Annotated in this window: 11 protein-coding genes and 2 pseudogenes; 5 read left to right on the top strand and 8 right to left on the bottom strand. The window is 70.0% G+C overall.

Features of this window, described 5'->3' with window-relative positions; all coding sequences use genetic code 11:
* Positions 1–194: 194 nt before the first annotated feature.
* Positions 195–677 carry a hypothetical protein gene (locus ABTZ89_RS28185; protein ID WP_351050216.1) on the bottom strand — a complete coding sequence of 161 codons (483 nt, stop codon included), beginning with the start codon at positions 675–677 and terminating at the stop codon, positions 195–197.
* Between the two features lie 102 nt (positions 678–779).
* On the opposite strand from ABTZ89_RS28185, the gene ABTZ89_RS28190 reads away from it, so the two are divergent.
* Together ABTZ89_RS28190 and ABTZ89_RS28195 are read left to right on the top strand one after the other, a co-directional pair.
* Positions 780–1,523: an alpha/beta fold hydrolase gene (locus tag ABTZ89_RS28190; RefSeq protein ID WP_351050219.1), complete on the top strand. Its 744-nt coding sequence runs from the start codon at positions 780–782 to the stop codon at positions 1,521–1,523.
* Positions 1,523–1,966 (top strand): GbsR/MarR family transcriptional regulator, encoded by a 444-nt coding sequence (locus ABTZ89_RS28195; RefSeq protein WP_351050237.1) that lies wholly within the window; start codon positions 1,523–1,525, stop codon positions 1,964–1,966. The genes ABTZ89_RS28190 and ABTZ89_RS28195 overlap by 1 nt, the downstream gene beginning before the upstream one ends.
* Positions 1,967–2,052: 86 nt before the next feature.
* Here ABTZ89_RS28195 and ABTZ89_RS28200 read toward each other — a convergent pair.
* Positions 2,053–3,224, bottom strand: a pseudogene (locus ABTZ89_RS28200) (Tn3 family transposase).
* On the opposite strand from ABTZ89_RS28200, the pseudogene ABTZ89_RS28205 reads away from it, so the two are divergent.
* Positions 3,225–3,461, top strand: a pseudogene (locus ABTZ89_RS28205) (winged helix-turn-helix transcriptional regulator); the annotation flags it as partial.
* A 9-nt stretch (positions 3,462–3,470) separates the two neighbouring features.
* Here ABTZ89_RS28205 and ABTZ89_RS28210 read toward each other — a convergent pair.
* The 6 genes from ABTZ89_RS28210 to ABTZ89_RS28235 all read right to left on the bottom strand — a co-directional run bounded on the left by ABTZ89_RS28210 (position 3,471) and on the right by ABTZ89_RS28235 (position 9,493).
* A complete protein-coding gene (locus ABTZ89_RS28210; RefSeq protein ID WP_351050222.1) occupies positions 3,471–4,385 on the bottom strand; it encodes an aminoglycoside phosphotransferase family protein in 915 nt (304 codons plus the stop codon).
* Between the two features lie 104 nt (positions 4,386–4,489).
* On the bottom strand, positions 4,490–5,263 hold the full coding sequence (locus tag ABTZ89_RS28215) for an enoyl-CoA hydratase/isomerase family protein (RefSeq protein ID WP_270950290.1): 774 nt from the start codon (positions 5,261–5,263) through the stop codon (positions 4,490–4,492).
* The gene (locus ABTZ89_RS28220) at positions 5,256–6,749 is read right to left on the bottom strand and encodes a tripartite tricarboxylate transporter permease (protein ID WP_351050225.1); all 1,494 of its coding nucleotides are present in this window, start codon (positions 6,747–6,749) and stop codon (positions 5,256–5,258) included. Before ABTZ89_RS28220 ends, ABTZ89_RS28215 begins: the two co-directional genes overlap by 8 nt.
* A 23-nt stretch (positions 6,750–6,772) precedes the next feature.
* Positions 6,773–7,255 carry a tripartite tricarboxylate transporter TctB family protein gene (locus ABTZ89_RS28225; RefSeq protein ID WP_351050228.1) on the bottom strand — a complete coding sequence of 161 codons (483 nt, stop codon included), beginning with the start codon at positions 7,253–7,255 and terminating at the stop codon, positions 6,773–6,775.
* Positions 7,252–8,229: a tripartite tricarboxylate transporter substrate binding protein gene (locus ABTZ89_RS28230; protein ID WP_351050231.1), complete on the bottom strand. Its 978-nt coding sequence runs from the start codon at positions 8,227–8,229 to the stop codon at positions 7,252–7,254. Before ABTZ89_RS28230 ends, ABTZ89_RS28225 begins: the two co-directional genes overlap by 4 nt.
* A 46-nt stretch (positions 8,230–8,275) precedes the next feature.
* Positions 8,276–9,493: a CaiB/BaiF CoA transferase family protein gene (locus ABTZ89_RS28235; RefSeq protein ID WP_270950294.1), complete on the bottom strand. Its 1,218-nt coding sequence runs from the start codon at positions 9,491–9,493 to the stop codon at positions 8,276–8,278.
* Between the two features lie 185 nt (positions 9,494–9,678).
* On the opposite strand from ABTZ89_RS28235, the gene ABTZ89_RS28240 reads away from it, so the two are divergent.
* Together ABTZ89_RS28240 and ABTZ89_RS28245 are read left to right on the top strand one after the other, a co-directional pair.
* Positions 9,679–10,437 (top strand): GntR family transcriptional regulator, encoded by a 759-nt coding sequence (locus ABTZ89_RS28240; protein ID WP_270950295.1) that lies wholly within the window; start codon positions 9,679–9,681, stop codon positions 10,435–10,437.
* The gene (locus ABTZ89_RS28245) at positions 10,434–10,961 is read left to right on the top strand and encodes a gamma carbonic anhydrase family protein (RefSeq protein ID WP_270950296.1); all 528 of its coding nucleotides are present in this window, start codon (positions 10,434–10,436) and stop codon (positions 10,959–10,961) included. Before ABTZ89_RS28240 ends, ABTZ89_RS28245 begins: the two co-directional genes overlap by 4 nt.
* Positions 10,962–11,038 lie beyond the last annotated feature (77 nt).

Genomic DNA, 11,038 nt, shown 5'->3' on the forward strand with positions numbered 1-11,038 from the left:
GTCGCGCTCCTTGGCCGGCTGCGCGGAACGGCACCCGGATGTCGCGGTGCAGGAAGTGGTCAGGGATCAGCGTCCCGCTCGAGCGCTCGTCGACGATGAAGCTGATCTCGACGAGCTGACCGGGGAAGGTCAGCTCGCGCACGCCGAGGACCGTGCTGACCGGGCGGTGGTCGCCGAAGTAGGGGTTGCCGGTGTCAGGCGCCGTCCTCCGCAGCGTGGGTGAGCGCGGAGTGGCGGAGCTGGTGGAGTGTCCAGGGCCCGCCGGGGCAGTTGGTGGTCGTCTGCTCGAACAGTTCGGCGGCCCTGCGGTAGGACAGCCGGACTCGCCCGGAGCCGAGGTCGAGGTCGCCCGGCGGCAACACGACCCGAGCACGGCGATCGGTGAGGAAGACCGGCCCGGCCCGCCGTCCGGCCAGCAGGCGAGGCAGCAGCCGGGCTGGGTGGTGCGCCATACGATGACGTCGACGGCGCCGCCCTTGCGCCGCATCCGGGCGCGCCTGTTGCGCAGATCCCGACGCCGCGCTGGTGGCCTCACCACACCAGGTGGGGTCACGAGCCTTCAGGATGGCGTTCACCACCGTGATGATCGCCCGCCGGGGGGTCTTGCGGGTTACATAGGTGGCCTGGGCGTGCCGGAGTTCCGCCTCGTTCTGGCCGTGCGCGCCTGTGATGGCCATCCCCGCATCCGGCTCGTAATTTGCTATATTTAGTAAGTGGTGAATTTGTCGCTGTCGCTTCATGGTTGCGCTCTTCGTTACGCCGACAGCGGCGGTGACGGTGTGCCGCTGGTGTTCTCGCACGGCGCTGGGGCCGATCATGTGATGTTTGACGCTCAGCGCGAGTATTTGCGTGCCCGGGGATATCGGGTCGTCGTGTGGGACATGCGCGGCCACGGGTTATCTCGCCCGGCCGGTGCCGGCTTCACCGCCGAACGGGCGATCGCAGACCTGCGCGTGCTGATCGAGCACCTCGCGCTTGATCGGCCGGTGCTGGTGGGCCAGTCGCTCGGCGGTAACCTCAGTCAGGCGATCGTGCGGCGGTATCCGGACCTGGCCCGGGCGCTGATCGTGATCGGCGCGGCGTGGAACACGGCGCCGTTGTCGTGGAAGGAGTATCTGCTGGTGAAGATGGCCGCGCCGAGCCTGGCGATGATCCCGGCCAAGAACCTTCCCCGTCTGATGGCGGAGGCCTCCGCGGTGAGCGAGGCCGCGCGGGCAGATGCCCGGCGTGCCTTCTCGCAGTTGTCGAAGAAGGAGTTCCTCCAGGTGTGGCAGGCAACCGTCGAGTTCCTCACCCCCGATCCCGGTTTTCGCACGCCAGTGCCGCTGTGTCTGATCCGTGGCGAGCACGACCGGACCGGCAACATCGCCTCGGCCATGCCCAGATGGGCTCAGGCCGAAGGCGTCCAGGAGGTCGTCATCCCCGGTGCCGGCCACATCGCGAACCAGGACGCCCCTCAGACGGTGAACAAGGCGATCGAGGTGTTCCTGCGCACGGTGTCGGCATCGAGGCGGGCACAGTGATGAGCGTGGCCAGGCGCCGCGCGTTCATCACGTCGGTAGGCGACCTGCTGGCCTCGTGGAATCTGCCGCGCGCGACCGGCCGCGTCTATGGGCTGCTCCTGGTCACCGAGGAGCCCGCCTCTCTCGACGCGATCGCCGCCGAACTGGAACTGAGCAAGGGGGCGGTGAGCACCTCGGTGCGGCAGCTGGACTCCTGGGGGCTTGCCCGAGTGATCCCGCAGCCCGGCAGCCGCAGACTTCTCATCGAAGCCACCGCCGGGATCGAGACGCTGTTGGAGGCCAGCCATGCGCGGGCCAGAACCCTGATCGCCGCCCTGCGCGACGGCGAAGACCTGGTCAATCCCGGCCCGGCACAAGATCGGCTCCACGACGTGATCGGGCTGTTCGCCGGCTATGTCGACGTCGGAGAGCAGATGCTCAGCAGATGCCGTCACACTCGATGAGGTCTTCCAACTCCCCACTATCTGCGCGTCGCACGAGCCCCTTTCCCCGATCGCTCCGCGGGAAGCTCCCCCGTCGCGGCCAAGCGTCAGAACAGGGTGTCGCACACGCGCAGGGGCCGGTACCCGGTGGGGCCGAGCTGGGCGAGTTCCCCTTCGATGTCGACGTCGATGGAGCCGAAGAAGTTGATGTTCTCGCTATGGGCTGGGGAGATGTGGGCGAGCACCTCGTCGTCGATGCGGCGCCCGGATCGGCGCATCGACTCCACCGCCAGGCCGTAGTACTCGGTCGTCCAGGTGACCACGGCGTTGGTGACCAGGGTGAGACACCAGGCTTGTTCGGTCTGCTGCTCCAGATGGCGGGCGCGGATCGTTCCTTCGTGGGCATACAGCAGGTCCCGCTTGAGCGCGTGCAGTGACTCGCCCTTGTTTAGCTGTCGGGTGATCTTCCGGCGGTAGGCTGGGTCGGACAGGTAGCGGGCGGCGTAGATGGTGCGTCGGAGCGCCCCGTACTCCCTGAGCGCTGCGGCGAGGGCGTTCTGCCGGCTGGATGCTGAGAGCTCCAGTGCACTGCGATCAGATCGAGCTTGGCTCGGCGGGTCAGCATCGGCCCCGCGAGCGGGAACGCCGTCTCGACCTGCGATTTTGGGCCGGTCCGGTAGGGGGTGATCTTGCCCAGGTCCCGGATGCGTGGGGACAGTTGCAGCCCGAGCAGGTCGAACAGGCCGAAGTTGACCAGCGTCACCCCATGCGTGTCGGTGGCGTGCTCGGTGATCGGGATGTCGGTGGCGTTGCCGAGGATTTCGTCCAGTACGCAGTGCGCCTCGCGCTTGGTCGCCACGATGATCTTCGTGCCGTAGGTGGTGTGCTGGTCGGTCACGTGCGTGTACGTCGACAGCCCTTCGTGCGCGAAATATCTGCTCAACGCCCTGGCGGTGACGGACTTGCCGCAGGTGGGGAACCGCTGGCCGTCGGAGGAGGACAAGGTGCCGGAGCCGAAGACCGCCGTCAGCGGCAGCTTCTGGTGGTAGCCGATCAGCGCCAGGTTCGCCGCGCGCAGCGTCTCCTCCCGCACATACCACTCGGCGGTCCAGGCCAGGACGTCGTAGGAGATCCCGCAGGCGTCCGCCATGCGGGGCAGCCTGAGGTTGGTGGAATGCGCGATCAGCACCGCGATCAGGTTCCGCTTCAACTCCGGGGTACGGGCCTGCTTGCCACCGGCGTGGGTGAAGCAGTCCAGGAAGTCGGTGCGCTTGTCCATAGCGAACTGCGCCAGGAAGTCGAGGGCATCAGCCACAAGATGCTCACCCAGAACCTGCGCATGCTCGAGCGCAACGGCCTGCTCGACCGCACCGTGCACCCCACCGTCCCGCCGAAGGTCGAGTACGCCCTCACCGAACCGGGCCAGGGCCTGCGCGCCGCGGTCGACGTCATCTGCGGCTGGACCCACCACCACCTCGACCACATCGAGCGAGCACGCCGCCGCTTCGACGGCTGACCGCGACCGTCAGGGGCCCAGCGGGAGCAGGGTTTCGGCGATGCTGGTCTGCACGTCGCTGAGCCCGGTCGCGCCGTCTTCGACCTCCCACAGGCAGTTCTGCAGCACTCGCCCCAACGACCACCCCACCGCCCGCTGCCGGTCCAGGCCCAGCACGTCGGTGAGGATCGCGAAACGGCGCCGCAGCGCCGCGGGGAGATCACCGGTGGCCACCATCTGCTCCCAGCGGTTGTCCAGCGCGGGCAGCAGCTCGAATCCGGGGTCGCCGATCAGCGGCTGAGGGTCGATGGCCAGCCACGGTTCACGGCCACCGGCCAGCACGTTGTCGTAGTGCAGATCCCAGTGCAGCAAGCGCTCACCAGGTTCGGAGAGCAGCTCGGAGACGACGTCGGCACACCGCCGCAGCAACCCCGCCTGGTCGTCGGCCAGTCGCCCGCACGCCTGCGGGGTCTCGTGCACCATCGCGGCAGCGATCTCGGCCAGGTGCCGCACACCGGGTGGGGCGGCAACGGTGTGCAGGCGGGCGAGCAGTTCGGCGATGACGCGCACCGCGGCATCGTCATCGTCCACACTCGACAGCGCCGCCGGGCCCAGGCGCTCCAGCAGCATGCTGCCCGAATCGGGATCGTGGTCGAGCAGCCGCACCGCTCCCGCACCGTCCCAAGCCCGCAACCCCACCGGCTCACCCACGGTGTCGGAGGTGACGGGCTGCAACTTCAGCACCGCCGCGCTCCCATCGGCCCGCCGCACCGGCAGCACCAACGCCACCATCCCGTGCCGGGGCGCACCCTCGACGCGCAGATCCCACGCCGCCAACTGCCGCTGGGCCAACGCGGGCAAGTCGGTGAGCCAGCGGCCCTCACCGAACACCTCGCGGTGGGTGGCGGCGTACTCGGCCGGAACCACCACAGCACGATCACGCACAGAACAACTCCTTCGTCACCGGGAACACGATGCGGGGGGCGAAGAAGTCGAGGTGGGGCGCGGATGCGTCAAAGCATGCCGCCACCGTAGCCGAAACCGAGGGGTCAGCGGCCCTGCCAGCGGGGTGGGGTCTTGTCCAGGAAGGCGCGCACCCCGTGCTGGAAGTCCTGGCTGCCGAACACGGTGCGCACCAGATCGTCGCCCTCGGGCAGGTTCGCCACCCGCAACCGCCGCACCGCCTCCTTGGCCGCCCACATCGTCAACGGCGCGTGCTCGGCCAGGCGCGCGGCGATGCCGGCCACGGTGGCATCCAGCTCCTCGACCTCGCAGACCTCGGTGAGGAAACCCGCGGCGTGCGCCTCGGCGGCGTCGAACAGCCGGGCGCGCAGCAGCATGTCCTTCGCCCGCGCCGGGCCGAGGTGGAACACCAGCAGCGAGTAGGTGTTCATCGCCAGGCAGTTGCCCAGGGTGCGGGCCACCGGAACCCCGAAGCGCCCCGTGGTGGTCGACACCCGCAGATCGCACACCGCGGCCAACGCGATCCCCGCTCCGACGCAGTAGCCCGAGATCGCCGCGATCGTGGGCACCCGCACCGCCTCGAGCCGCTCCAGCACCGCTTCCATGCGCTGCTCGTAGGCCACGCCGTCCTCGCCGCTGCTGAACTCGGTGAACTGCGCGATGTCGGTACCGGCCACGAACGCCTCCTCACCGGCTCCGCGCAGCACCAGCACCCGGATACCGGGATCCTCCTCGGCGGTGCGGCAGGCGGCCACCAGCCCCTCGTACATCGCCCAGCTCATGGCGTTGCGCTGCGCGGGACGGTTGAACACCACCTGCAGCACGGCACCGTCGCGGCGGGTGATCAGCTGGTCAGACATGGGTTTCCTCTCCGGATCGGGTGCGCGAGCGCCGCACCAGTGCGGGACCGATGAGCAGCACGGCTGCTGCGGCGAGGATGCTCACCGCGATCGGTTTGGTCGCCAGCAGCCACAGGTTGCCGTCCAGCAGCGCCGAGGACTGCACGAGCGCTTTTTCCAGCAGTCCTCCGATGACGACCCCGACCACCAGCGGCGCCATCGGCAGGTCGAAGCGCTTCATGCCGTAGCCGATGACGCCGAAGATCAGCACCAGCCACACGCTGAAGAGGTTGTTGTCGATGGCGTAGGCGCCCACGAAGCTGGTGAACAGGATCAGCGGGTAGAGGTAGCCGTAGGGGATGCGCAGCAGCTGCGCGAACACCGGCGCCAACGGCAGGTTGAGCACCAGCAGGAACACGTTGCCGATGAAGAACGACACCAGCAACCCCCACACCAGGTCGGGTTGTTCGTCGAACAGCAGCGGCCCGGGCTGCACGCCGTAGACGGTCAACGCGCCCAGCAGGACCGCGGTGGTCGCGCCACCGGGGATGCCGAGGGTGAGGGTGGGGATGAAGTTGGCGTTGGCCGCGGCGTTGTTGGCGCTCTCCGGGGCCGCGACACCCTGGATCGCGCCGTGCCCGAACTGCGCGGAGTTGCGCGAGACCCGCCGCTCCAGCCCGTAGGCCATGAACGAGGCCAGCGTCGATCCGGCGCCGGGCAGGATGCCCAGCCCGAACCCGATCGCGCTGCCGCGCGCGATGGACCCGGCCGAATCGCGGATGTCGCGGCGGCGGATCACCAGGTCTCGGAAGCCCGCGCGGATCGGGCGAGCGGCACCGACCTGGATCTGGTGCAGCACCTCGCCCACCGCGAACAACCCGATCACCACTTCGATGTAGGGGATGCCCGAGAGCAGTTCGACGCTGCCGAAGGTGTAGCGGGCCTGACCGGTGCCGAAGTCGATGCCCACGCACGCCAGCAGCACCCCGGCGCAGGCCATCGCCGCGGCCCGCAGCTTCGACCCGGTCGCCAGCACCACGAGGGTCACCAGCGCCAGCACCATCACCGCGAGGTTCTCCGGGGGCCCGAACTGCAACGCCACCGACGCCAACGGCGGCGCCACCGCGGCCAGCAGCACCAGCGAGGCGATCGCGGCCGCGAACGACCCGATCGCCGCGATCGCCAGCGCCGCACCCGCACGGCCCTGGCGCGCCATCTGGTAACCGTCCAACGTGGTCACCACGCTGGCGGCCTCACCCGGGGTGGACAGCAGCACCGAGGTGATCGTGCCGCCGTACTGGGATCCGTAGTAGATGCCGGCCAGCATGATCAGCGCCGTCACCGGTTCCACGGTCAGCGTCAGCGGGATCAGGATCGCCACCCCGGTGCTGGAGCCCAGACCGGGCAGCAGCCCGATCACGGTGCCCAGCAGCACCCCGACGAAGCACCACAGCAGGTTCACCGGGGTCAACGCCGTGGACGCACCCAGCAGCAGGTTGTCGAGCAACGCGATCACCTCCGCACACGGCTTCAGAACCCGAACACCCCGGTGGGCAGCGGCACCTGCAGCACCACCGCGAACACCACGTACATCGCTGCCGCCGACGACGCGCTCAGCAGCACCGCCGGCAGCAGGCGCCGCCGCTCCAACCAGGTCGAGATCACCAGCACCAGCACACCGAGCGCGCACACCATGCCCAGCACCGGAACCAGCGCCACGGCCACCGGCAGCAGCACGAACACCCGCCGCAAGATCCACACCCGTTGCTGCGGGGTGCGGCCGAAGTCGTCCACCCCGCGCACCGCGGATGACGGCTGTGGCCTGCGCAGCTGCTCGACCAGCAGCAGCACCGACAGCACCGCCAGCAACCCGCCGGCCACCAGCGGCAGGAACCCCGGCCCGATGCGCGATTCCGGCAGCAGCACGCCGTAGCCGAACGCGCTCAGCGCGAACCCGGCGCCCAGCAGCGCCAAACCGGAGAACAACACCACCTGCCCGCGCTGCGCGATCATCGCCGCACCACCTGCGCCACGAGCTTCTCGCTCTCCTCGAGGTAGGCGGCGAAGTCCTGGCCGAAGGCCACCCGCGGCTGCAGGAACTCCGAGGCCACGTACTCGGTGTAGGCGGGGGATTCGGCGAAGCTGCGCGCCGCGGAGATCCAGTGCTCGGTGGCCTCCGGGGACAGCCCGCCCGGAGCGATCATGCCGCGGAACTGGGCGAAGGACACCGGGATGCCCTGCTCCACCGAGGTCGGGATGTCGGCCAGCTGCGGGTAGGTGTAGCGCTGGTCGGCGAACACGCACAGCGCTTTGAGCTCTCCGGCGCGCAACTGGCCCATGACCTCGCTGGGGTTCAGCGACGCCAGCTCCACCTGCCCGCCCAGCACCGCGGCCATCGTTTCCCCACCGCCCTCGTAGGGCACGGTGTCGAAGTCCCCGCCCGCGACCCGCTCCATCTCGGAGAACACCACCGCATCCGGGCCCAGCGCACCGGAGATCCCGGCCAGCACCCGCCGGTGGCGGCTCTGGTCCACCGCCTGCGCGCAACTGGTGATCGGTGACGAGGGCAGGGCGACCAGCAGCGTGTAGTCCTCGCCGAGCTTCATGATCGGGGTGAAGCTGCGGTAGGAGAAGGCCACGTCCACGCTCAGCGGCAGCACCAGCAGCGACGTTTCGGTGGCCAGCAGGTAGTTCGGCGAACCGGCCTTGGACAGCAGGTAGGAGTAGGCCACCGCGCCCTGCCCGCCCTCCCGGTTGTCGACGTCGACGCGCATCTGCGGGCGCACCGAGGTCAGCCCGGCGGCCATGGCACGTCCCGAGATGTCGCTGCCGCCGCCGGCGGCGAAGGGCACCACCATCGTCACCGCCCCCACCGGCAGCGGCGCTCCAGCCTGGTCCTGACCAGCGCTGCCGAGCGCGCACCCGCCCAGCAGCGCCACCGCGCTCAACACGGCCAGCATCCGGCGGCCGCACGAGAACCCACGCATAGCTCCTCCTCGAGCTTGCGTCGCGAAAAGAAACCGGGATTGGGGGTCAGTCGCCGGTGGCGATGACCCCGCGCTCGGCCAGCCGCCTCACCTCGTCGGCGTCCAGGCCTGCTTCGGTGAGCACCTCGCGGGTGTGGGCACCCAGCGTCGGGCCGGCCTGATCGCGTCGCGGTGGGGTGGCGGACAGGCGCACGGGGGAGCCGATCTGGCGCACCGCCCCGAGTTCGGGGTGCTCGGCGTCCCAGAAGAAGTCCCGTTGCCGCAGGTGATCGTTGGTGAACACCTCATCGGTGGTGGCGATCGGCGCGCACGGCACCCCAGCTGTGGTGAGCGCGTCGACGATGTCGGTGGTGCTGCGCTGCGCGGTGGCGTCTTCGATGGCGGGGATGAGGCTGTCGCGGTGCTGGTAGCGGTCGTAGGAGTTGCGGTAGCGCTCGTCGTCGAGCAGGTGGGCCAGGCCGAGGGCGTGGCAGAACGCCGGCCAGGTCTTGGTGGTGGTCGCCCCGACCGTCACCCACCCGTCCTTGCTGCGCACCGCTTGGTAGGGGGCGCTGTTCTGGTGCGCCGAACCGTGCGCGCGGCCGGTTTCCCCGGTGGCGAAGTAGGTTCCGGCCTCCCACACCGCGAACGACACCCCGGCCTCCAGCAGCGAGACGTCGACGTGCTGGCCCTGCCCGGTGCTCTCCCTGCTGCGCAGCGCCGCCACGGCCCCGAGCGCGGCGTACAGGCCGCACACCAGGTCGCACATCGGCACGCCGACCTTGGTGGGCGGGCCGCCGGGGTGGCCGGTGATGCTCATCAGCCCGGCCCGGGCCTGGGCCATGATGTCCAGTCCCGGCTGATCGGCCAGCGGCCCGTCCTGCCCCCACCCGGAGGCCGAGACGTAGATCAGGGCGGGGTTGCGGGCGCGCACCGGTTCGGGGCCGAAGCCCAGCCCGGCCAGCGCACCGGGCCGCAGGTTCTCCACCAGCACATCGGCGTCGTCGAGCAGCTGCTGCAGGATCCGGTGGCCCTCGGGGGTTTTCAGGTCCAGCGCCACGGAGCGCTTGTTGCGGTTGAGCCGCAGGAACGGGGAGCTGTGGCCGGACAGGAACGGCCCGGTCTGGCGCACCGGGTCACCACCGGCGGGGTTCTCGACCTTGATGACGTCGGCGCCGAGGTCGGCCAGTTGCATCGTGGCGAACGGCGCGGCCATGAACGCACCGATCTCCAGCACGCGCACCCCGTGCAGCGGGAGCGGACCGGGCGTGGGGGAGGTAGTCATGCGCGGCTCCATGAATCCGGGGGTGAACCGGACACCGTGATCGGCATCACTGGACTTTTGTCTACAGCAGTCAGCTCGGAGCTGACAAGCTTGATCGTCGAGGTTGCTCCGGGCGGACCAGCCGCTCGGGCGGGAAACGCCGAACACGCCCCGCTACCCGGCGCCGGAAGGAGACACTGCCGGTCGTGACCGGATCCGTGGAAGACGCCCCGTCGGTGCGCGCCCCCAGCATCATCAGCCCACCCAGCCTCGTGGAGCTGGCCGCCACCACGCTGCGCCGCATGATCGTCGGCGGTGAACTGCTGTGCGGGCAGCGCATCGTGGAGAACCGCCTGACCCGCGAACTGGGCATCAGCCGCCCGCCGCTGCGCGAGGCGCTGCGGGTGCTCGAACGCGAAGGCCTGGTGCGGCAGGTGCCCCGCAAGGGCGTGATCGTGACCCCGCTGACGCTGCACGACATCTACGAGATCTGCACGCTGCGCGCGGAGTTCGAACGCCTGGCGGTGCAGCTGGGTGTTCCGGTGCGCGATCCGGCGCGGATGCGGCGGTGCCGGGAGGCGCTGCAGGCGATGAGCGCGGCCGCCACCGCCGGGGACGAACCGGGCTACCTGGAGTGCTCGTTCGCCTTCCACGTCTCGGTGGTCGGCCTGTCCGGGCACCAGCGCCTCGAGGAGGCCTACCGGGCGCTGCAGCTGCAGCTGATGCTGTCCATGGCGCTCAACCGCAAGGCCCGCAGCGACCTGGAGAGCCTGGGCGGCGACGTCGCCCGCCACCACCGGCTGCTGGAGATCATCGACGCCGGTGACCCGCAGGCGGTGCTGGCCGAGCTGGCCGCGCACGGCGACCGCGCGTTCCTCGACGGCATCGAGACCAAAGTGGACGGACACACCGAAGAAGCGCTGCAATGGCTGCACCAGCAGCGCCGAGCACAGGAGGACCAGTGACCGCCGACCCGACCACCATCACCATCGACGGCATCAGCCCGCAGATCGACCCGGAGGCGTTCGTGGCCCCGGGCGCGGCGCTGATCGGCCGCGTGAGCCTGGGCGCGGAGGCCAGCGTCTGGTACAACGCGGTGCTGCGCGGCGACATGGCCGACATCAGCATCGGCGCCGCCAGCAACATCCAGGACGGCTGCGTGGTGCACGCCGACCCCGGATTCCCCGCGCGGATCGGTGAGGGCGTCACCGTCGGGCACAAAGCGGTCCTGCACGGCTGCACCGTCGAACCGGGCTGCCTGATCGGGATGGGCGCGGTGGTGCTCAACGGTGCCCGCATCGGCGCCGGATCGCTGGTGGCCGCCGGCGCGGTGGTGCTGGAGGGCACCGAGGTGCCACCCGGGTCGATGGTCGCCGGAACACCGGGCAAGGTCCGCCGCGAACTCACCGACCAGGAGCAGGAAGCGCTCAAGCTCTCCGCCCAGAACTACGTCGAACTGGGCCGCAAGCACCGCGCCGCCCTCGGCTGAGCGCACCGGCCGTCGTCGGGCCGTCACCGGCAACACCGAACGCGGGCTGTCCTTGCTGGAACGGCACATCGGCGAAC

This window comes from Saccharopolyspora sp. NPDC002686 (genome assembly GCF_040295745.1).
Lineage (GTDB): Bacteria > Actinomycetota > Actinomycetes > Mycobacteriales > Pseudonocardiaceae > Saccharopolyspora > Saccharopolyspora oryzae.